The sequence below is a fragment of the Mycobacterium sp. ELW1 genome (assembly GCF_008329905.1).
GTDB lineage: Bacteria > Actinomycetota > Actinomycetes > Mycobacteriales > Mycobacteriaceae > Mycobacterium.
In genome coordinates this window covers 3,603,120-3,623,741 of sequence record NZ_CP032155.1, presented here as the reverse complement: position 1 = coordinate 3,623,741, position 20,622 = coordinate 3,603,120, and the positions used below count along the sequence as shown (strand labels likewise).

General features: G+C 67.5%; 19 protein-coding genes and 1 pseudogene. 13 read left to right on the top strand and 7 right to left on the bottom strand.

From position 1 onward, the window contains the following. Nucleotides 1-79: 79 nt before the first annotated feature. The gene (locus D3H54_RS17090; protein ID WP_115319665.1) at nt 80-700 is read right to left on the bottom strand and encodes a TetR/AcrR family transcriptional regulator; all 621 of its coding nucleotides are present in this window, start codon (nt 698-700) and stop codon (nt 80-82) included. Between the two features lie 75 nt (nt 701-775). Here D3H54_RS17090 and D3H54_RS17085 point away from each other — a divergent pair, with 75 nt between their 5' ends. Further along, the gene (locus D3H54_RS17085; protein WP_149380059.1) at nt 776-1,666 is read left to right on the top strand and encodes an acyl-CoA thioesterase; all 891 of its coding nucleotides are present in this window, start codon (nt 776-778) and stop codon (nt 1,664-1,666) included. Between the two features lie 7 nt (nt 1,667-1,673). Next, nucleotides 1,674-2,351, top strand: coding sequence for a DUF427 domain-containing protein (locus D3H54_RS17080; RefSeq protein WP_149380058.1), 678 nt, complete (start codon nt 1,674-1,676; stop codon nt 2,349-2,351). Here D3H54_RS17080 and ypfJ read toward each other — a convergent pair. Beyond that, nucleotides 2,329-3,207 carry a KPN_02809 family neutral zinc metallopeptidase gene (ypfJ, locus tag D3H54_RS17075; protein WP_149380057.1) on the bottom strand — a complete coding sequence of 293 codons (879 nt, stop codon included), beginning with the start codon at nt 3,205-3,207 and terminating at the stop codon, nt 2,329-2,331. The two genes, D3H54_RS17080 and ypfJ, sit on opposite strands and share 23 nt — an antisense overlap. A gap of 72 nt (nt 3,208-3,279) precedes the next feature. On the opposite strand from ypfJ, the gene D3H54_RS17070 reads away from it, so the two are divergent. Continuing rightward, nucleotides 3,280-4,758 carry a carboxylesterase/lipase family protein gene (locus D3H54_RS17070; RefSeq protein ID WP_149380056.1) on the top strand — a complete coding sequence of 493 codons (1,479 nt, stop codon included), beginning with the start codon at nt 3,280-3,282 and terminating at the stop codon, nt 4,756-4,758. Here the strand turns inward: D3H54_RS17070 and D3H54_RS17065 are convergent. Next, nucleotides 4,755-5,243, bottom strand: a complete 489-nt coding sequence (locus tag D3H54_RS17065; protein ID WP_149383584.1) for an SRPBCC family protein — start codon at nt 5,241-5,243, stop codon at nt 4,755-4,757. The genes D3H54_RS17070 and D3H54_RS17065 overlap by 4 nt on opposite strands. A 124-nt stretch (nt 5,244-5,367) precedes the next feature. Here D3H54_RS17065 and aspS point away from each other — a divergent pair. The 3 genes and pseudogenes from aspS to D3H54_RS17050 all read left to right on the top strand — a co-directional run bounded on the left by aspS (nt 5,368) and on the right by D3H54_RS17050 (nt 8,092). Beyond that, a pseudogene (gene aspS, locus D3H54_RS17060) lies at nt 5,368-7,231 on the top strand (aspartate--tRNA ligase). Next, on the top strand, nt 7,228-7,659 hold the full coding sequence (locus tag D3H54_RS17055; RefSeq protein WP_149380055.1) for a nitroreductase family deazaflavin-dependent oxidoreductase: 432 nt from the start codon (nt 7,228-7,230) through the stop codon (nt 7,657-7,659). Before aspS ends, D3H54_RS17055 begins: the two are co-directional and overlap by 4 nt. 10 nt (nt 7,660-7,669) lie before the next feature. Continuing rightward, nucleotides 7,670-8,092, top strand: coding sequence for a pyridoxamine 5'-phosphate oxidase family protein (locus D3H54_RS17050; protein ID WP_149380054.1), 423 nt, complete (start codon nt 7,670-7,672; stop codon nt 8,090-8,092). Nucleotides 8,093-8,107: 15 nt separating this feature from the next. Here the strand turns inward: D3H54_RS17050 and D3H54_RS17045 are convergent, their stop codons facing one another. Together D3H54_RS17045 and D3H54_RS17040 are read right to left on the bottom strand one after the other, a co-directional pair. Further along, complete coding sequence (locus tag D3H54_RS17045; protein ID WP_149380053.1) at nt 8,108-8,596, bottom strand: DUF302 domain-containing protein; 489 nt, start codon at nt 8,594-8,596, stop codon at nt 8,108-8,110. A gap of 1 nt (nt 8,597) precedes the next feature. Further along, a complete protein-coding gene (locus D3H54_RS17040) occupies nt 8,598-9,782 on the bottom strand; it encodes a thiolase family protein (protein WP_149380052.1) in 1,185 nt (394 codons plus the stop codon). A 94-nt stretch (nt 9,783-9,876) separates the two neighbouring features. Here D3H54_RS17040 and D3H54_RS17035 point away from each other — a divergent pair, with 94 nt between their 5' ends. From D3H54_RS17035 to D3H54_RS17020, 5 genes are all read left to right on the top strand, one after another. Next, nucleotides 9,877-10,368: a winged helix-turn-helix transcriptional regulator gene (locus D3H54_RS17035; protein ID WP_149380051.1), complete on the top strand. Its 492-nt coding sequence runs from the start codon at nt 9,877-9,879 to the stop codon at nt 10,366-10,368. Nucleotides 10,369-10,394: 26 nt separating this feature from the next. Then, complete coding sequence (locus tag D3H54_RS31820) at nt 10,395-10,772, top strand: hypothetical protein (protein WP_286198907.1); 378 nt, start codon at nt 10,395-10,397, stop codon at nt 10,770-10,772. After that, entirely contained in the window at nt 10,760-11,728 is a 969-nt protein-coding gene (locus tag D3H54_RS17030; RefSeq protein WP_286198906.1) for a hypothetical protein, read from the top strand. Before D3H54_RS31820 ends, D3H54_RS17030 begins: the two co-directional genes overlap by 13 nt. 274 nt (nt 11,729-12,002) lie before the next feature. Then, nucleotides 12,003-12,431 (top strand): MmpS family transport accessory protein, encoded by a 429-nt coding sequence (locus D3H54_RS17025; protein WP_168215083.1) that lies wholly within the window; start codon nt 12,003-12,005, stop codon nt 12,429-12,431. Beyond that, the gene (locus D3H54_RS17020) at nt 12,428-15,328 is read left to right on the top strand and encodes an MMPL/RND family transporter (protein WP_149380049.1); all 2,901 of its coding nucleotides are present in this window, start codon (nt 12,428-12,430) and stop codon (nt 15,326-15,328) included. Before D3H54_RS17025 ends, D3H54_RS17020 begins: the two co-directional genes overlap by 4 nt. A 25-nt stretch (nt 15,329-15,353) precedes the next feature. Here D3H54_RS17020 and D3H54_RS17015 read toward each other — a convergent pair whose 3' ends face one another. Next, entirely contained in the window at nt 15,354-15,656 is a 303-nt protein-coding gene (locus tag D3H54_RS17015; protein WP_149380048.1) for a hypothetical protein, read from the bottom strand. Between the two features lie 41 nt (nt 15,657-15,697). On the opposite strand from D3H54_RS17015, the gene D3H54_RS17010 reads away from it, so the two are divergent. After that, on the top strand, nt 15,698-16,624 hold the full coding sequence (locus tag D3H54_RS17010; RefSeq protein WP_149380047.1) for a DUF389 domain-containing protein: 927 nt from the start codon (nt 15,698-15,700) through the stop codon (nt 16,622-16,624). A 394-nt stretch (nt 16,625-17,018) separates the two neighbouring features. Here D3H54_RS17010 and D3H54_RS31815 read toward each other — a convergent pair whose 3' ends face one another. After that, nucleotides 17,019-17,147, bottom strand: a complete 129-nt coding sequence (locus tag D3H54_RS31815) for a hypothetical protein (protein WP_286198905.1) — start codon at nt 17,145-17,147, stop codon at nt 17,019-17,021. Nucleotides 17,148-17,230: 83 nt separating this feature from the next. Here D3H54_RS31815 and D3H54_RS17005 point away from each other — a divergent pair, with 83 nt between their 5' ends. Continuing rightward, nucleotides 17,231-20,605 (top strand): transglutaminase family protein, encoded by a 3,375-nt coding sequence (locus D3H54_RS17005; RefSeq protein ID WP_149380046.1) that lies wholly within the window; start codon nt 17,231-17,233, stop codon nt 20,603-20,605. Nucleotides 20,606-20,622 lie beyond the last annotated feature (17 nt).

Genomic DNA, 20,622 nt, shown 5'->3' with positions numbered 1-20,622 from the left:
ATAACGGTAATGACGTTACCACGACGGTAGACGGGCCGACAGGTTGGTCGTAAAAGGGTGGTCTAGCAGCGAAGACGAGTCAGGGCAGCAGGCCGCGGACACAGAATTCGTAGATGTGCTCGCCGTCGATGGGCACCCCGTTGAGTTCGGCGCCCAGGCTCCGCAGTCGCATGGCTCCGAGCACCGCCTGCATGATCAACGCCGCCGTGGTCTCCACCTCGAGGCCCGGCCGGAAGCTGCCCTCGTCGATGCCGCGGTTCAGGATTTCGCCGATCAACTCGTGCAGCGGCGACAGCACCCGGGCGTACTCCCGCGGCAGCGACTCGGCGAGGTGGTCGTTGTAGTAGGTCAGGCCGCGGTTGATGCTGTCCTGCTTGGTGGATTCGGCCGGGGTGCAGATGCGGTCGATCAACACGCGCATCGCCTCGGCGGCGGGCAGTGCATCGGTCTCGGTGCGCCAGTGCCTGGTCGACTCGGCCATGATCGTGTCGATCAACGCCAGTAGCAGCTCATCCTTGGTGGAAAAGTGCTGGTAGAACGAACGCAACGACGTCTTTGAGCGCTCGACGACCTCGAGGACGGTGAAGTCGGTGCGGCCCGTCTCGGCCAGGATCGACAGCGCTGAGCGCATGAAGCGGCTCTCCCGGGAGTCCGGATCGGCGCGTACCGCCTCGGGCGATCGTTCGTTGGCCTTGGCCATCGGGTCAGCTTATCGGTCGGGTTACAGTGACGAGAATGACGTTACCGTCTTGGAATGCGACAAGGTGAGGAACACATGACTGCGAATTCCGGGGAAGCCGTTCAGAACCCGTGGACGGTGGCGCGGCTGCTCGAACTCTTCGACGTGGAAGCCGACAGCCAGGATCGCTACATCGCCCCGACCGGCATCGCCGACGCCGACGAACGGCAGGTCGTCGAGGGCACCCAGGTGCTCGCCCAGGTGATCGTTGCGGCCGCAAAACGGTTTGGCGGCAAATCGATTCGCTCGGTCCACAGTGTCTTCGCCCGCGCGGTCCTGGTAGGACCGCCGGTCATCCTCGACATCGACGTCGTCTCTGAAGGACGCTCGACAGCCTCGGCGATCATCACCGCGTCGCAGAACGGCAAGCGGTGCATGACGTTCACGGTGCTGGCCGACGTGCCCACCCCGGACGTGATCCGCCACCACCTGCCACGTCCGCAGGTGGCCGGGCCCGGTGAGTCCAACGTGTGCGAAATGCCCATGGACGGAAGGCAAGTCAAGCTCGTCGACGTCATCGACATCAACAGCCCCGACGAGGTCGGGCCGCCGGAGGTCTACGCCTGGCTGCACTACGACCCCATTCCGGCTCGCGACGATCTGGCCAAGGCCCTGATCGCCTACTTCACCGGGCATCTCGGTATCTCGACGACCATGCGCGCGCACGAAGGGATCGGCACCGCGCAGTCGCACTTCACGGTGTCGACCGCGCCGATGACGGTCACGGTCAGCTTCCACGAGCCGGTGAGCTGGACCGGCTGGCTGCTCTACACCCACGAAAGCACCCAGGTGGGTGCCGGCATGTCCTACATTCGTGGCGCGGTGCACACCGAGGAGGGTGAGCTGATCGCGTCCTTCACCCAGGATGCGTTGATCCGGCCGCTTCGGACCTCCGACAACGCGATCGCCGCCGAAGCACGGATCTAGCGCTCCGATGAGTCTGGTCGCCGGCCGCGGCCCGCTCGGTCCGGACCGGATCGGCTGGTTCTCCGCGCCGGTGGCAGATCCGATCGTCTACGTCGAGCCGCACCCGCGCCGGGTGCAGGCGGTGCGCGACGGGCAGACCGTCATCGACACCGAGAACGCGCTGCTGGTCCACCGCGCCGGGGCGCCGCTGAGTTACGCCTTCCCGAGCGGCGAAACAGCCGATCTGCCAACCGAACCCGAGCCCGAAGCGCCCGGCTATGTGCGGGTTCCGTGGGATGCCGTCGACACCTGGGTGGAGGAGGGCCGCACCCTGGTGCACTATCCGCCCAACCCGTACCACCGGGTGGACTGCCGGCCCACCCGCCGCCGGCTACGGGTGCTGGTCGGCGGCGAGGTACTGGTGGACACCGACGACACCGTGATCGTGTTCGAAACCGCGCTGGCGCCACGGCTTTACGTTGCGCCGAACCATGTGCGCACCGGCCTGCTGCGCCGAACGGACACCTCGAGTTACTGCAACTACAAGGGATATGCCACCTATTGGGCCGCCGGTGACGTCGACGACGTGGCGTGGAGCTACGACGACCCGCTGCCCGAAACCGCGGCGATCGCAGGCTATTTCAGCTTCGATCCCGAGCGGGCCGAGGTGAGCGCCGAGCTGCCTAGCCCAGATCGCCGGCCCTGAACGTATCGCACTGCTTGGGGTCACCGGTCTGATAGCCGGTGGTGAACCACTTCTGTCGTTCGGCCGACGAACCGTGCGTCCACTGTTCGGGATTGACCCGCCCGGTGGCCTGCTTCTGGATCCGGTCGTCACCCACCGACGCTGCCGCCGACAGCGCGTCGGCAATGTCCTTATCGGTCAACGGTTCCAGGTAGGTCACGTCGGTGCCGGGCTGCTTGGTGATGGCCGCGTAGTGCGCCCACACACCGGCGTAGCAGTCGGCTTGAAGCTCGGTGCGCACACTGCCGCCGGTGGCGCCCTGCGCCCCCTGCTGGGCGCGGCCGAGTACGCCGAGCAGGTTTTGTACATGGTGGCCGTACTCGTGGGCCACCACGTACTCCTGCGCCAACGGCCCACCGCTGGAACCGAATCGGGTCTTGAGAACATCGAAGAAATCGGTGTCGAAGTACGCGGTCTTGTCCACCGGGCAGTAGAACGGTCCGACATCGCTGGTCGCCGGGCCGCATCCGGTCTGCACCTGATTCTTGAACAACATCATCTTCGGCCGGGTGTAGCCCTTGAGCAGGTCGCTCCACACACCGTCGACGGAGTTGCCGGTGGCCACCACGCGGCATTCGACGTACTGGTTGGCGTCGGCGCCCGTCTTGCACTTACTCAGGTCGTAGCCCGACTGCTCGGCACCGGGCGGCAGGGTCTGCTGCGGAGTGGTGACCTGGCTCGGATCGATACCGAGGAACACCGCGAGCAGCACCACCACCAGGCCGCCCAGACCACCGCCGATCGCGATGCCCCGACCGCCGCCACCACCGGTCGAGGTGGTGCTGGTGTCGATCTGCATTCCCTCGTTAAAGGTCATCAGCACTCCCCGAGATCGGAACTTGAGGTGCGGTTACCCACCGCGTTCACCTTGCCACACTACGATTTCGTCGTGACCGTCGTCGCGGATCCGTCGACCGTGGCTTACACCACCCTGGGTGCATTGCGCGGAACCACCGAAAGCGGTGTGCGGGTCTGGCGCGGCATCCCCTACGCCGAACAACCCATCGGAGAGCGCCGTTTTCGCGCTCCCGCCCCCGTGCAACCGTGGGCCGGGGTACGCGACGCCGTCGAGCACGGACCCGTGCCGCCACAGGGCCGCTCGTTCGTCGGCGGTGGACGCGACGACCCGAAGATCCGGGACGAAGCCTGCCTGACCCTGACGATCTGGGCGCCGGCCACCGACACCCCGCTGCCGGTCATGGTCTGGATTCCCGGCGGCGCCTTCGTGTACGGCGCTGGACAGTTGCAGCTCTACAACGGGTCCCGGCTGGCCGCCAACGGTGACGTCGTCGTGGTCAACGTGACCTACCGGCTCGGCGTGTTCGGCGGTTTCGAACTGGGCGATCTCGGTGCCGGATTCTCCGACAACCTGTGCCTGCGCGACCAGATCGCGGCGCTGCGCTGGGTGCAGGACAACATCGCCGCCTTCGGCGGAGACCCGCAGCGCGTCACGATCTTCGGCGAGTCGGCCGGGGCGACATCGGTGCTGGCCCTGCTCGCGAGCCCGGCCGGCGAGGGATTGTTCGCCCGTGCAATCGCGCAGAGCCCGGCGCTGCCGCTCATCGCCGACCGGGCGACCCGGGCCAAGCGCGCCCATGAATTCGTCGACCTCGTCGGCGCCGATCCCGCCGCGTTCCCGGTGCTGCCGCAGCGGGTGCTGCGCCGCGCCGCGGGGGAGATGCAGCGCCGCAGCGCCGAGGCCACCCCGACGCTGGCCTACGGGCTCACCTACGGCGTGGACCTGTTGCCGCGGCATCCGATCGACGCGGCGCGGGCCGGCGAGGTCAATCCGGTGCCGCTGATCATCGGGACCAACAGCCACGAGGCGTCGATGTTCGCGTGGTCCAAACCGCCGATGCTGCCGACCACCACCGACGGGATCGACGCCTATTTCGACCGGGTCGCGCCGGGCGCGCGGAACCGGGTGCTGGCCGGCTATCCGGACTATCCGCGCCGGCGGGCGCAGATCGCCGTGGGATCCGACGTCATGTTCGGCGCGCCGACGTGGGCCTTCGCCGACGCGTACAGTCCGCACGCCACCACACACGTATACCGGTTCGACCACACCACGTGGACCTTGCGGATGCTGGGCCTCGGCGCCACCCACGGCAGCGAGATCGTGCACATCCAGCACAGCTACGGCTCATATCTGGGCCGCAAAATCCACCCGCTCGGCCGTCACGTGCAGCCCGCGGTGGGTCGCCGGATGCAGCGCACCTGGCTGAACTTCGCCACCCACGGCGAATTGGAAGATTGGCCCCGCTACGACTCCGTGCGGCGCGCTACCCGCGTCATCCGTTCCAACCGCGACGTCTCGGTCGACGACCCCGACGCGCTGCGCAGGGAGGTCTGGGCCGGGCTGTACTAGTGGAACCGCTTGTCGGTGTAGCGGCGCAGATTGGCCAGGAACCACCGGAACGACAGATTCATCAGCGGGCCGCCCACGATGAGCCCGAACCGGGCCGGGCCGTTCGCCTTCTGTGCCACCGTCCAGGTCAGCCGGCAGCCACCCGGCGTCTCCTCCACGCGGTACTCCTCGGCGAAGGCGGCCACCACCTTGTTGGAGCAGGTGTTGAACCGAAACGCCAGGTAGGTGTAGGGCTCCCAGGCCAGGAACTCCTCGTCACCCACCAGTCCGCCGAGCATGTTGACCGTGCGTGTGGTGCCGATGCCGTACGGCTTGGGGCTGGTCCAGGTGACCCCGGTGATGACCTTGGCCCACTGCGGCCAGGAGTCCGCGTCGGAGAGGACCTCGAACAGCTGCTCAGGTGTGATGGCGAGGTCCACGCTGTTGGAGTAGCGGAACTTCGCGTCGCGAATGAACGTCAGATCGACGCGCTCACAGGGATACATCGTGGTCATCGGGGCTACCTCCGCGCTGACCATACACCGAGGTGACGTATGTCCGGTCGGGTCCACCTCATAGACTGAACCCTCGATTTCCTTTACATCCGTTTCTCGATTTTCAGGAGTTTGTGTGCTGCGCAGTCACGCCGCCGGTTCGTTGCGGGCCTCCGACGCCGGACAGACGGTCACGCTGGCCGGCTGGGTGTCCACCCGGCGCGACCACGGCGGCGTCATCTTCATCGATCTGCGTGACGCGTCAGGTGTCTCGCAGGTGGTGTTCCACGATGCCGACGTGCTCGCGCAGGCGCACCGGCTGCGCGCCGAGTTCTGCGTCGCCGTCGAGGGCGTCGTCGGTATCCGCCCCGAGGGCAACGCCAATGCCGAAATCCCCACCGGCGAGATCGAAGTCAACGCGACAGCGCTGACGGTGCTGGGGGAGAGCGCCCCGCTGCCGTTCCAGCTCGACGAGCAGGCGGGCGAAGAAGCCCGGCTGAAATACCGCTATCTCGACATGCGCCGGCACGGCGGTCCCGGTGACGCAATCCGGTTGCGCTCCAAGGTGAATGCGGCCGCGCGCTCGGTGCTGGCCGCCCACGACTTCGTCGAGATCGAGACCCCGACGCTGACCCGATCGACGCCGGAGGGGGCGCGCGACTTCCTGGTGCCGGCCCGGCTGCAGCCCGGTTCGTTCTACGCGCTGCCGCAGAGTCCGCAGCTGTTCAAGCAGCTGCTGATGGTCGCGGGCATGGAGCGCTACTACCAGATCGCGCGGTGCTACCGCGACGAGGATTTCCGCGCCGACCGCCAGCCGGAGTTCACCCAACTCGACATGGAGATGAGCTTCGTCGACGCCGACGACGTCATCGCGGTCTCCGAAGAAGTGCTGCGGGCCGTGTGGTCCACGATCGGCTACGACCTCCCGACGCCGATTCCGCGGATGTGTTACGACGAGGCGATGGGCCGATTCGGTACCGACAAGCCCGATCTGCGGTTCGCCGTCGAACTCGTCGAGTGCACCGAGTACTTCAAGGACACGCCGTTCCGGGTGTTCCAGGCGCCCTACGTCGGTGCCGTGGTCATGCAGGGCGGTGCGTCGCAGCCGCGCCGCACGCTGGACGGCTGGCAGGAATTCGCCAAGCAGCGCGGGCACAAGGGCTTGGCGTACGTACTGATCGGTGAGGACGGGGAGTTGAGCGGCCCGGTCGCCAAGAACCTGTCCGACACCGAACGCGAAGGGTTGGCCGCGCACGTCGGTGCCGCACCGGGCGACTGTGTGTTCTTCGCGGCCGGCACCCCCAAGGGCGCCCGCGCCCTGCTCGGGGCGACGCGCATCGAGATCGCCAAGCGGCTGGACCTCATCGACCCGAACGCGTGGGCCTTCACCTGGATCGTGAAGTGGCCGCTGTTCGAACCGGCCGACGATGCGACCGCCGCCGGCGACGTCGCGGTCGGGTCAGGCAACTGGACCGCGGTGCACCACGCCTTCACCTCGCCGATGCCGGAGTCGGAGGCGACGTTCGACACCGATCCCGGGTCGGCGATCGCCAATGCCTACGACATCGTCTGCAACGGCAACGAGATCGGCGGCGGTTCGATCCGTATCCACCGCCGCGACGTGCAGGAGCGGGTGTTCGCGATGATGGGCATCGATCACGACGAAGCCCGGGAGAAGTTCGGATTCCTGTTGGACGCCTTCACCTTTGGCGCCCGCAGCGCGTGTCGCGATGATGGGCATCGATCACGACGAAGCCCGGGAGTTCGGATTCCTGTTGGACGCCTTCACCTTTGGCGCCCCGCCGCACGGCGGCATCGCGTTCGGCTGGGATCGCATCGTCGCGCTGCTGGCCGGGGTCGACTCGATCCGCGAGGTGATCGCATTCCCGAAGTCCGGCGGTGGCGTCGACCCGCTGACCGATGCGCCTGCGCCGATCACCGCCCAACAGCGCAAGGAATCCGGAATAGATTTCAAGCCGGAGAAGCTGGACAAGCCATGACCGAAACCCCTGACTTTGCGTCGCTGAACGACTTCAACAAGAACATCGTCGAGGAATTCCGGGCCAACGCCGGAGTCGTCGGCGGACCGTTCGAAGGCCGCCCGCTGCTGCTGCTGCACACCACCGGTGCGAAGTCCGGCCAGCCGCGGCTGGCCCCGCTGGCGTACTTCCGCGTCGACGGCAAGCTGATCATCATCGGCTCCAAGGCCGGCGCCGACACCAATCCGGACTGGGTGCACAATCTGCGGGCCAACCCGCGGGCGCACATCGAGATCGGCACCGATGCCTACGACGTGGTCGCTCGTGAATTCTCGCGCGAGGAACGCGACGACGCCTACCCGAAGGTCGTGGCCGAGGCTCCCGGGTTCGGGGAATACCAGTCCAAGACCAGCCGGGTCATCCCGCTGTTCGAGCTCACCCGGTCGTAGCCGCGCAGCGATGACCATCGAAACGCTGACCAGCGAAGACCTGTCGTTTCTCGCGCGTCCGCTCTACGGATTCTTCTCGACCGCCGCCGGAGCGGTACCGCCGCAGCCCCGGCCGGTGTGGTTCGAGGTGACCACAACCGGTCACGTCGAACTCTTCACCGGGGCTGACACCCCGAAAGTGCGCCAGCTGCGCCGGGATTCGCGCGCATCCCTGGTGGTGGCCGCGCCGGTCGGCGAGCGAGAACGCTGGCTGTCGGTGGCTGGTCCGACAACACTGGTCTCCGACGGAGCCTGGGAACTCGTCGAGCGCTTGGCTGCCCGATACTGGGATCTCGACGATCCCATCCGGGCTCAGGATCTGGCGCAGATGCGCGACGAGGAGTGGCTGCGAGTCATCATCGAACCGGAAACCGTCCGCCGCTACGCGATGTGACACCGCGGCGCGACCTCACTCGGTCACCTTGGCGGCCAGTGCCGCCAGCTTGGCGTCGAGCGCCTCGGCGGCGCTGAGCAGCTCCGGATTCGGCTCCACCACCATCAACGACGACGGCTTGACGTAGGTCAGACTGCTGCCGTCGCCCTCGTCGAGGATCACCAGTTCGACCGGGGCGAACAGGCCCGCCGTCACGTCATGCCGAAGCATGGTGATCGCGATCAACGGGTTGCCGAGGATGACCCGCAACACTCTGCGTTCGATGCCGGCTTTGGCGATCCAGGCGCCGTGGTCGAGCAACGCGAACAGCATGAATCCGCTTGGCCCGACGTACTTCTCGACGCGCTTCTGGTAGGACTGCCAGTCACCGCCGGCCGCCCCGATGTCACCGATCGGCACCGGCTGCTCGCCGATGTCGGCGAGCAGCGCGGCAACCAGGTCGTCGTAACTCTTGGCGCTGTCGTAGCGCAGCCGAACCCCGTCGAACCGGGTCTCGGTTGCCATGTCAGAGCCGCTCGATGATCGTGGCGTTGGCCATCCCGCCGCCCTCGCACATGGTCTGCAGGCCGTAGCGCCCGCCGCGCTGCTCGAGCGCGTTGACCAACGTGGTCATGATGCGCGCCCCGCTGGCACCCAGCGGGTGACCGATCGCGATCGCGCCGCCGTTGACGTTCGTCTTGCCCAGGTCGGCTCCGGTGTCGCGGGCCCACGCCAGCACCACCGGCGCGAACGCCTCGTTGACTTCGAACAGGTCGATGTCGGCCAGTGTCAGCCCGGCCCGGGCCAGCACCTTCTCGGTCGCGGGGATGACGCCGGTCAGCATGTACAGCGGATCCGAGCCCACCACCGTCGTGGTGTGGATGCGCGCCAACGGTTTCCAGCCGTGCCGATGCGCGACCTCCGATGTGGTGATCAACACCGCGGCACTGCCGTCGGACAGCGGTGAGGAGTTGCCCGGCGTGATCTCCCAGTTGATCTGCGGGAAGCGCGCGGCGTACGCCTCGCTGTAGAACGCCGGCTTCAATCCGGACAGCGTCTCGACCGTCGTTCCGGGACGGATGATCTCGTCGGTCTGCAGTCCCGCGATCGGTGCCAGCTCGTTGTCGAACAAGCCGTCCTTGGTGGCGTGCGCGGCTTTCTCGTGGCTGGCGGCGGAGAACTCGTCGAGTTCGGTGCGCGACAGTCCCCATCGTGCGGCGATCAGCTCCGCGCTGATGCCCTGCGGCACCAGGCCGTCCGAATACCGCTCGGCGAACCGGGTGCCGAACGGATCGCTGCCCGGCAGCACCGACGACCCCATCGGTACCCGGCTCATCGATTCCACGCCACCGGCGATCACCACGTCGTAGGCGCCCGCGATGACGCCCTGCGCGGCGAACGAGATCGCCTGCTGGCTCGAACCGCACTGCCGGTCGACCGTGGTCCCGGGAACCGACTCCGGGAAGCCCGCGCCCAGCAGCGCGTTTCGGGCGATGTTGACCGCCTGGTCGCCGACCTGTGTCACGGCGCCCGCGATGACGTCGTCGATCTCGGCCGGGTCGACGCCGGTTCGCGCGACCAACTCGGAGAGACTGTGCGCCAGCAGATCGGCGGGCAGCACACCGTGCAACGCGCCGCCGGGCTTGCCCTTGCCGATCGGCGTGCGGACCGCCCCCACGATGACGGCGTCCCGCCCTGAGAAACCGGCCATGTTGTCCTCCTGAACTCGTCGCTGAGTATTGCTTTCTGTACTCAGCTATAACACCTAGGTATAGTGAAAACAACTCAGAAATGGAGTGACTTACGTGACACTGCTGCAGGGGCCTCTTGCCGATCGCGACTCCTGGTCGGCGGTCGGGAAATGTCCGATCGAGAAGACCATGGCCGTCATCGGAACCAAGTCGGCGATGCTGATCCTCCGGGAGGCCTATTACGGCACCACCCGGTTCGACGACTTCGCCCGGCGGGTGGGTATCACCAAGGCCGCCACGTCGGCGCGGCTCACCGAACTCGTCGACGCCGGCCTGCTGACCAGGCGGCCCTACCGCGAGCCGGGGCAGCGGGTGCGCGACGAGTACGTGCTCACCGACGCCGGCACCGAGCTGATGCCGGTGGTGTGGGCGATGTTCGAGTGGGGCCGGCGGCACCTGGCCGAGGACACCCGGCTGCGGTTGACCCACCTGAACTGTGGCGCCGACGCGACCGTCGAAATCCGTTGCGCGGAGGGGCATCTCGTGCCACCTGACGAGCTGGGTGTGGAGCTCAGGCGGAAAGGCGCCGCGCCTACGTCGCGGTGACACCGCCCCCGCCTACGATGGCCGGTGTGGACTCCACGCTGGCGTACATCGATCAAGGATCCTTCCTCGGACTACGGGCGCTCGGGCGCGGGCCGCTGGCCCAGTACGCCTGGATCTATGAGCGCCCGGTCGACTTCGACGGGCTGCGTCGCTTCCACCACAATCTCGGCCGCGGCCTGCTGGGGCGGCGCATCGAGCGCTCGCCTTTGCCGTTCGGCCGCGACCACTGGGTGGCGTGGACCGGCCCGGCTGACATCGACGTCGCGGCTGCCGCCCGCCCGCGCGCGCCGAGGCGCTGGACTGGCTCGACGAGCAGATCAGGGTCCCGATCGATCCCGAAGGCGGCCCGTCGTGGCGGCTGGCCGTTCAGCCGTTCACCGAGGGCGGGGCCGTGGTCACGCTGATCGCCTCGCATTCGATCTGCGACGGACTGGCGATCACCCTGGCCATCAAGCAGGCCGCGAGCGGGGAGACCTGGGACCTCGGCTATCCGAAACCCCACTCCCGTACCCGCGGGGAGGCCCTGCGCGAAGACGCCGCGGGCCTGGTGCGCGCGGTGCCGGACTTCGCCAAGGCGATCGCTGCCGCGGTGAAACTGGCCCGCAACAACCGCACTGAACTCACCTCATCGGCCGGACGTTCGGCGCCGGCGCCGGCCAAGATCGACGAAACCCGGCTCGTCACCGTTCCCGCGCTGGTTGCCTACATCGACGAGACGCAATGGCAAGAGCGCATGGAAAGCCTTGGCGGAACCAGCAATTCATTGTTCGCCGGAATCGCTGCGAAGCTGGGGCAGGAGCAGGGGCGGGTCGACGACAACGGTCGGGTTCGGCTGCAGTTCCCGGTCAGCGAACGTACCGAGGGCGACACCCGGGCCAACGCCCTGACCGGGATGACGGTGAGCATCGACCCCGCCAACGTCACGCAGACCCTGCGTGATGTGCGTGCCGAACTGAAGAAGAACCTGGCCGCGCTGTCGGAGAGCCGCTTCGAGCTGCTGGGTCCGGTGGCGCTGGCGCCGCTGATCCCGCCCGGGCTGGCCCGTCGGCTGGAGGGGATGGCGCTCGGCGCGGGCGCGCCGATCGGCTGTTCCAATCTCGGGAAGCTGGACCCGGCGGTGAATCGGCCCGACGGTACCGACGCCGACCACATCGTCGTGCGTCAGCTCGAGTCGCGGATCACCGCGGACATTCTCGATCGGCTCGGCGGCACCCTGTTCCTGGCGTCGGGTCAGGTCAACGGTGAGGTTTCGCTGTCGGTCTCGGCGTGGCGTCCCGGTGGCCCGAACAGCAAAGACCTGCTGAAGGCCTCGGTGGGCGAGGTCCTCGACGAATTCGGGCTCACCGCCACCATCGAGTAACCGGAATCGTGTGACGCCTGTCAGAAATTGTGGTGACCCATGAGGCTGATCACACGGGTTATGCTGACGAGATCCGTTAGTCCTACTATGTAGCGGTGCTAAATGGGGCCGCGGTGAATCGACAGGCTGATCTGCGAGGCCAGAAGGGGGTCCGGTCGTGACGCTGGAAAGCCAGACCTACGCATCCTCGGGCGCGCCGGCCGATGACGCCCCCGCCGGCCCGGATCAGAAACAGGCTCACCCCGCAGGTCACCGCACCAAGCGCCGTGGACCGCTGCACCTCCTGCGCAAGGTATGGCTGCCGATCGTGATCGTTCTGGTGATCGCCATCGCCGCCTTCGGCGTTTTCCGCCTGCACGGGGTGTTCGGAAAGACCGAGACGACCCGTCCGGGTAGTGGTCTGGCCAATGACACCAAGCCGTTCAACCCGAAGACCGTGGTGTACGAGATCTACGGCCCGCCGGGAGCCGTCGCCACCATCAACTACCTCGACCTGGACGCCCAGCCGCAGATCGTGCGAGACGTCACCCTGCCGTGGTCGCTCACCTTGACAACCACCGCGCCGGCCGCCTCGGCCAACATCGTCGCCCAGGGCGACAGTGACACGATCGGTTGCCGGATCACCGTCAACGGCGAACTCAAGGACGAGAAGACCAACACCGGTGTGAACGCGCAGACCTTCTGCCTGGTCAAGTCCGCATGATCCTGCTGAACAAAGACGAAAAGCCGCAGGCCGAACCGGGGAGGCGGCCGCACATCGCGCAGTGGGTCCGCTGGCTGTCCGTCCCGATCATCCTGGGCTGGCTGGCGCTGACCGTCATCACGAACATCGTCGTGCCCCAGATCGAGGTCGTCGGTCAGGAGCAGTCGGTGCCGATGACGGCGATGGACGCGCCGTCGTCCGTCGCGATGAGCACGATCGGCAGCACGTTCCAGGAGTTCAAGTCGAACACCTCGGTGATGATCGTGCTGGAAAGCGATCAGCCGCTCGGCGACGCCGCGCACCAGTACTACAACGAGATCGTCAAGAAGCTCGAGGCCGACAAGAAACACGTCGAGCACATCCAGGACTTCTGGAGCGATCCGCTGACCGCCGCCGGATCCCAGAGTTCTGACGGCAAATCCGCCTATGTACAGGCCTATCTGTCCGGCAACATGGGTGAGGGTCTGGCCAACGAGTCGGTCGAGGCCGTCAAGACGATCGTCGAGAGTGTGCCCCCACCACCGGGGATCAAGGCCTACGTCGCCGGATCGTCGGCACTGATCAACGACACCCACATCGCCGGTGACCGCAGCCTCAAGATCATCACCGGTCTGACGTTCGGCGTCATCACGGTGATGCTGCTGGTCGTCTACCGCTCGATCGTCACGGTGCTGATCGCGCTGGTGATGGTGTTCCTCGAATTGGCGGCGGCCCGTGGCGTGGTGGCCTTCCTGGGCTATCACCACCTGATCGGGCTGTCGACGTTCGCGGTCAACCTGCTGGTGATGGTTGCGATCGCGGCCGGTACCGACTACGTCATCTTCCTGTTCGGCCGCTATCAGGAGGCGCGCAGCAAGGGCGTCGACAAAGAGTCGGCCTACTACGAGATGTATCACGGCACCGGGCACGTGATCGTCGGCTCCGGCATGACCATCGCCGGCGCGTTGTTCTGTCTGCACTTCACCCGCAGCCCGATGTTCCAGTCGATGGGCGTTCCGCTGTTCGTCGGCATGGTGGTGGTGGTCGCCGCCGCGATGACGCTCGGCCCCGCCGTTGTGACCGCGGCCAGCCGCTTCGGCCTGTTGGAGCCCAAAGCGGCGTCCCGCGAACGTTTTTGGCGGCGCATCGGCACCGCCGTGGTCCGCTGGCCCGGACCGATCCTGGTGGCGACGACCTTCGTCTGCCTGATCGGGCTGCTCGCGCTGCCCGGCTACCGGACCGACTACAACGACCGGCACTATCTGCCCGCCGACATTCCGGCCAGCGAGGGGTTCGCCGCCGCCGAGCGGCACTTCCCGGAGGCTCGGCTGAGCCCCGAACTGCTGATGCTGCAGAGCGATCACGACCTGCGCAACTCCGCCGACTTCCTGGTGATCGACCGGGTGGCCAAGGCCATCTTCCACACGCCGGGCATCGGTCGGGTGCAGACCATCACCAGGCCGCTGGGTACCCCGATCGAACACAGCTCGATCCCATTCCTGCTCGGTATGCAGGGCACCACGCAGACGCTGAACCAGTCCTACATGCAGGACCGGATGAAGGACATGCTGAAGATGGGCGACGACATGAACGTCTCCATCGCCACGATGACGCAGATGTACGACCTGCTCGGGCAGCTCAACGCCGTCACACACAGCATGGTCGGCAAGATGGACCTGACGCTGGCCGACATCCAGACGCTGCGTAACCACATCGCCGACTTCGACGACTTCTTCCGGCCGATCCGCAACTACTTCTACTGGGAACCGCACTGTTTCGACATCCCGGTGTGCTGGTCCATCCGGTCGGTGTTCGACACCCTCGACGGCATCGACACCATGACGGACGACTTCCAGGTCCTGGTGCCTGATCTGCACAAGCTGGACCTGTTGACGGCCCAGATGCGCACGCTGATGCCGCCGATGATCGACACGATGCGCTCGATGCGGACCATGCAGCTGACCCTGCAGAGCACACAGTCCGGTCAGCAGGACCAGATCGCGGCCATGCAGGACAACCAGAGCGCGATGGGCAAGGCGTTCGACGAGGCCAAGAACGACGACTCGTTCTACCTCCCGCCGGAGGCGTTCGACAATCCGGACTTCAAGCGCGGCATGAAGATGTTCTTGTCACCGGACGGAAAAGCGGTGCGGTTCATCATCTCTCACGAGGGTGATCCGATGTCGCCGGAGGGTCTCAGTCATATCGACCCGATCAAGAATGCGGCGTTCGAGGCGATCAAGGGCACCCCGCTGGAGGGCTCGAAGATCTTCCTCGCCGGTACCGCGGCCAGCTTCAAGGACATGCAGGACAGCGCCGACTACGACTTGATGATCGCCGGATTGGCGGCGCTGTGCCTGATCTTCATCATCATGCTGATCATCACCCGAGCCGTGGTGGCCTCCGCAGTGATCGTCGGCACGGTGGCGTTGTCGCTGGGCACGTCGTTCGGTTTGTCGGTGTTGATCTGGCAGGACCTGATCGGCCGTCCGCTGCACTGGATGGTGATGGTGATGGCGATCGTCATCCTGCTCGCGGTCGGTTCCGACTACAACCTGCTGCTGGTGGCGCGCCTCAAGGAGGAGATCCCCGCCGGGCTCAAGACAGGCATCATCCGCGCCATGGGCGGCAGCGGTTCGGTGGTCACCTCCGCAGGCCTGGTGTTCGCCGTGACGATGGCGGCCATGGCCTTCAGCGAGCTGACGGTCATCGCCCAGGTCGGCACCACCATCGGCATGGGTCTGCTGGTCGACACGCTGGTGATCCGGTCCTTCATGACGCCGTCGATCGCCGCCCTGTTGGGCCGGTGGTTCTGGTGGCCACAGCGGGTGCGTCCACGTCCGGTGCCGAGCCCGTGGCCGTCGCCTGCGACGAGAGCGGCCGACACCGAGCCGATCTCGGCCCAATCCCAGCAGTAGCCAACCGCTTTCGACGCGGTCCGGGTCAGTGCATGGCGTTGTGGGCGCCGTCCACGCAGCCGCGCTGGTAGCTGGCGGCGTGGTGGGCGGCTTGGCCCGCGCAGTACGCCGCGATCGACTCCTCGTGCGCCTGGTAGCCGCCCGCGTCGACCCACCGCTGCCCGTCGGTGTAGCCGGCCCAGTAGGCGGTGTCCTTGCGGTCCGAGGTCATCATGAAGACCACGCCGAGGATGGCGAACAGCGCGATCACGAGTACGGCCTGAACCCAGCGGTTGCCGAGCCAGGGCCACAGACGGTCGGGTATCCACCGCGGCTTGGGCCGATCCACACCGAAGATTCTTGCACCCCTGGGGAAGTAGTCTCGCGGTTGTGCTGCATCTGCGGGTCATCGCGCCGGTCGAGGTTCGTGACGACGTGTTGGCTGTCCTGCAGCGGCAGGTCGGGGTGACGCACCTGGTGGTGCATCGCGGGGCGGCGCTGGACCCGCCGGGCGATGAGATCTCCGCCGACATCGCACGGGAATGCGCCAACGACGTCATCGACGACCTGAAGGCACTGGACTTGCACCACAAGGGCGCCATCACCCTCGATCTGGTGGACACCGTGGTCTCCACCGCGGCCTACCGCGCCGAGAAGGAGGCCGACGGCGACCCGGGGGACGCGATCGTCTGGGAGGAGCTGTCGGCCCGCACCCGCGAGGAGTCCACGCTCAACATCACCTTCCTGTTGTTTCTGTGCCTGGCGTGCATGATCGCCGCGGTCGGTGTGGTGACCGACTCTCCCGTCACGGTGGTCGGCGCCATGGTCGTCGGCCCGGAGTTCGGCCCGCTGGCGGCCCTGGCGGTGGCGCTGGTGCGCCGCAGGCTGGACCTGGCCCGCCGTGCGTCACTGGCGCTGCTGGTCGGGTTCCCGGTCGCCATGGCCGTCACCGCGGCGTTCGTGCTCGGCGGCGAGGCGCTGGGCTGGATCAAGCTGGGCAGCACCCGCCAACTCACCGACGTCGACTTCATCTTTCAGGTCGGCCCGTTGTCGTTCGTCGTCGCGCTGCTGGCCGGTGCGGCAGGCATGCTGTCGCTGGTGTCGGCCAAGTCCGCGGCGCTGGTCGGGGTGTTCATCTCGGTGACCACCGTGCCCGCCGCGGGTTTCGCGGTCGTCGCCGCATCGGTCGGAGAATGGGACGTCGCTGTCGAATCCGCGGCGCAACTGGCGATCAACCTGGTCGGCATCACCCTGGCCGGAGTGCTGGTGCTGGCGATGCGCCGCCGCCACGAGACTCGCCGCCACGGTGCGGGCTGACCGTGGCGGGACTGTTGACCGACTAGTGTCTAGCGCCTGTGGGGTGGATGATCAACATCGCAAGTCTGAAAGACCATGTATCGCGCCGCGGAATCGCAATGACGGTCTTTGCCGCCGTGGTTGCAGGCCTCGCGGTCGCCACGTTGCTCCACGTGCCGACCCCGCCCGACGTCGGCCCCGCCTCACCTGAGCCGAGCCGTTCCAACGCCCCCTGGATCGAGCCTGCGACGGCGCCGAGACCTGCCATCGAGACGCCGAATTCTGGTGCGGCTGCGTCACCGGCGGTCCCGCCACCGCCGCCACCGCCGACCCCGGAACCCGTTCCGACAGTCACACAGGCGCCGATTCCGAGCCCGACCTACACGCCGACTCCGACCGAGACGGTGATCCCGACTCAGACAGTGGCTCCGACGCAGACGGTGACGGAGGCGACCACCAGCCCGACCGAGACATCCACCACGCCCAGCGAGCAGCCGGCCTTCCCCATCCGGCCCAGCCGGGCGCCCTCAACCCTGCTTCCCAACGGCGGACGGCGTAGCTGAGAAGATCGGGCCAGTCGCACCGCGCCATGCGTTGTCGAGGGTCTTGTGATGGGATTAGCGGCCTATGGGCATCAAAGTGGCGCTCGAGCACCGCACCACCTACACCTTCGACCGATTGGTGGAGGTGCACCCGCATGTCGTCCGGCTTCGGCCTGCGCCGCACTCGCGGACGCCCATCGAGGCCTACTCGCTTGAGGTCGAGCCCGCCGATCATTTCATCAACTGGCAGCAGGACGCGTTCGGCAACTTCCTGGCCCGGCTCGTGTTTCCCACCCGGACACGGGAACTCACCATCAAGGTCGGGCTGATCGCCGACCTCAAGGTCATCAACCCGTTCGACTTCTTCATCGAGGACTACGCGGAGACCTTCCCGTTCGTCTATCCCAAGGCGCTCAAGGACGACCTGGAGCCCTACCTGCGCCCGGTCGACGAAGGCGACGAGGGATCGGGGCCGGGGGACCTGGTGGGTTCGTGGGTCCGGGATTTCGTCGTCGCACCCGGGACCCGGACCATCGACTTCCTGGTGGCGCTGAACCGCGCGGTCAACGGTGACGTCGGATACAGCGTGCGGATGGAGGCCGGGGTGCAGACCCCGGATCACACCCTGCGCACCGGGATCGGATCCTGCCGCGACTCCGCGTGGCTTCTGGTGTCGATCCTTCGGGGACTGGGCTTGGCGGCCCGGTTCGTGTCGGGTTACCTGGTGCAGCTGACCTCCGACGTCGAGGCGCTCGACGGTCCGTCCGGGCCGGCGGCTGATTTCACCGACCTGCACGCCTGGACCGAGGTGTACGTCCCCGGCGCCGGCTGGATCGGGCTGGACCCCACCTCCGGTCTGTTCGCCGGGGAGGGCCACATTCCGCTGGCCGCCACTCCACATCCGTCGTCGGCGGCGCCGATCACCGGTACCACCGGGATCGCCGAGGCCACCCTGGATTTCGCGAACATCGTCACCCGCGTGCATGAGGATCCGCGTGTCACGCTGCCCTACACCGACGCCGCCTGGGCCGCGATCAACCAGCTCGGCGCCCGCATCGACGAGCGGCTGGCCGATGCCGATGTGCGGCTGACCGTGGGCGGCGAGCCGACCTTCGTCTCGGTGGACAACCAGCTCGACGAGGAGTGGATCACCGCCGCCGACGGCCCGCACAAACGGGAGCGCGCCTCGGTGCTGGCCGCGCGGCTGAAGGCGGTGTGGGCGCCCGGTGGTCTGGTGCAGCGCAGCCAGGGCAAGTGGTATCCGGGAGAACCGCTGCCGCGCTGGCAGATCGGAATCCACTGGCGGCGCGACGGCGAGCCGCTGTGGGCCGACGCCGCACTGCTGGCCGACCCCTGGGGCGGTGACCGCGGCGACGTCAAACCCGAGGCGGCGCAACAGATCCTGTCGGTGATCGCCGACGGTCTCGGACTGCCGGCCACCCAGGTGCGCGCGGCGTTCGAGGACCCGCTGAGCCGGTTGGCGCACGCGGTGCGCCTGCCCGTCGGCGAGCCTGTCGAACCCGGCGACGATCTGGAGACCGACACCGCGGCCGCGCGCGCGGCGCTGCTGGCCCGCCTGGAAGAGCCGGTGACCGAACCGGCCGCCTACGTGCTGCCGTTGCACCGCCGAGACGACGACGCCGGCTGGGCCAGTGCCGACTGGCGGCTGCGCCGGGGCCGGGTGGTGCTGCTCGAGGGGGACTCGCCGGCCGGCCTGCGACTACCGCTGGACTCGATCAGTTGGGAGCCACCGCGCCCGTCCGCGCCTGCCGACCCGATCGCCAGCGGCGCCCGCGCGTTGCCGGCCGATCCCGAGACCACCGAGGCCGCCGTGGAGGATTCGCCCACCGCGCCCACCACCGCGATGGTCGCCGAAGTCCGCGACGGCGTGCTGTACATCTTCATCCCGCCCACCGAAGAGCTCGAACACTTCGTCGACCTGATCACCCGGGTGGAGGCGGCCGCCGCGAAGATCGCCTGCGCGGTGGTCGTCGAGGGCTACGGGCCGCCGCCCGACGGGCGGCTGCAATCCATGTCCATCACGCCCGATCCCGGTGTCATCGAGGTCAACGTCACGCCCGCCGCCAGCTTCGCCGAGCAGCGCGACCAGTTGCGCACCCTCTACGACGAGGCTCGGCTGGCCCGGCTGTCGACCGAGACGTTCGACGTCGACGGGACGCACGGCGGCACCGGCGGCGGCAACCACATCACTTTGGGCGGCATCACCCCGGCCGACTCGCCGCTGCTGCGCAGACCCGATCTGCTGGTGTCACTGTTGACCTATTGGCAGCGCCACCCGGCGCTGTCGTATCTGTTCGCCGGCCGATTCATCGGCACCACGTCGCAGGCTCCCCGGGTCGACGAGGGCCGCTCCGAAGCGCTCTACGAACTCGAGATCGCCTTCGCCGAGATCGCCCGCCTGACCGCGGAAGAGGGCGCCGCTCCCGATCATGGTCGCTCCGCAAGCGTCGCGCCCGATCATGGTCGCTCCGCAAGCGTCGCTCCGTGGATCGCCGACCGGGCGCTCCGCCACCTGCTCACCGACATCACCGGCAACACCCACCGCGCCGAGTTCTGCATCGACAAGCTGTACAGCCCCGACAGTCCCCGCGGCCGGCTGGGCCTGCTGGAGCTGCGCGGCTTCGAGATGCCCCCGCACTACCAGATGGCGATGGTGCAGTCGCTGCTGGTGCGTGCGCTGGTCGCACGGTTCTGGGACCAGCCGCTGCGGGCGCCACTGATCCGACACGGGCTCAATCTCCACGGGCGATACCTGTTGCCGCACTTCATCATTCACGACATCGCCGATGTCTGCGCCGATCTGCGCGCGCATGACGTCAACTTCGACACCAGCTGGCTTGACCCGTTCACCGAGTTCCGCTTCCCGCGGGTGGGCACCGCGGTGTTCGACCATGTCGAGATCGAGCTGCGCGGCGCCATCGAACCGTGGAACACCCTCGGCGAGGAATCCACCGGCACCGGCACCGCGCGCTACGTCGACTCGTCGGTGGAGCGCATCCAGGTCCGCACCATCGGCGCCGACCGGCAGCGTCACATCCTCACCTGCAATGGCTACCCGATCCCGATGCTGGGCACCGACAACCCCGACGTCTTGGTCGGCGGCGTCCGCTACCGGGCCTGGCAGCCGCCGAGCGCGCTGCACCCGACCATCACCGTCGACGGCCCGCTGCGGTTCGAACTGGTCGATATGGCCACCGGTACGTCCCGCGGCGGCTGCACCTATCACGTCTCCCACCCCGGTGGACGGTCGTACGACACCCCGCCGGTCAACGCGGTAGAGGCCGAATCACGCCGCGGACGGCGCTTCGAGGCCACCGGGTTCACCCCCGGCAAGGTCGATATCGGCGATATCAGGGAGAAACTGGCCCGGCAATCCACGGATGTCGGTGCGCCGGGGATCCTCGACCTGCGACGGGCCCGCACAGTGCTGCAGAACTGATGGGGACCACCGACCCG

Excerpts from the sequence above, each read along its gene's own strand:
- D3H54_RS17065 (WP_149383584.1), bottom strand. The coding sequence starts at position 5,243 with ATGTATCCCTGTGAGCGCGTCGATCTGACGTTCATTCGCGACGCGAAG.
- ypfJ (WP_149380057.1), bottom strand. The coding sequence starts at position 3,207 with ATGACCTTTAACGAGGGAATGCAGATCGACACCAGCACCACCTCGACC.
- D3H54_RS17090 (WP_115319665.1), bottom strand. The coding sequence starts at position 700 with ATGGCCAAGGCCAACGAACGATCGCCCGAGGCGGTACGCGCCGATCCG.
- D3H54_RS17005 (WP_149380046.1), top strand. The coding sequence starts at position 17,231 with ATGGGCATCAAAGTGGCGCTCGAGCACCGCACCACCTACACCTTCGAC.
- D3H54_RS17050 (WP_149380054.1), top strand. The coding sequence starts at position 7,670 with ATGACCATCGAAACGCTGACCAGCGAAGACCTGTCGTTTCTCGCGCGT.
- D3H54_RS17020 (WP_149380049.1), top strand. The coding sequence starts at position 12,428 with ATGATCCTGCTGAACAAAGACGAAAAGCCGCAGGCCGAACCGGGGAGG.
- D3H54_RS17080 (WP_149380058.1), top strand. The coding sequence starts at position 1,674 with ATGAGTCTGGTCGCCGGCCGCGGCCCGCTCGGTCCGGACCGGATCGGC.
- D3H54_RS17045 (WP_149380053.1), bottom strand. The coding sequence starts at position 8,596 with ATGGCAACCGAGACCCGGTTCGACGGGGTTCGGCTGCGCTACGACAGC.
- D3H54_RS17040 (WP_149380052.1), bottom strand. The coding sequence starts at position 9,782 with ATGGCCGGTTTCTCAGGGCGGGACGCCGTCATCGTGGGGGCGGTCCGC.
- D3H54_RS17055 (WP_149380055.1), top strand. The coding sequence starts at position 7,228 with ATGACCGAAACCCCTGACTTTGCGTCGCTGAACGACTTCAACAAGAAC.
- D3H54_RS17085 (WP_149380059.1), top strand. The coding sequence starts at position 776 with ATGACTGCGAATTCCGGGGAAGCCGTTCAGAACCCGTGGACGGTGGCG.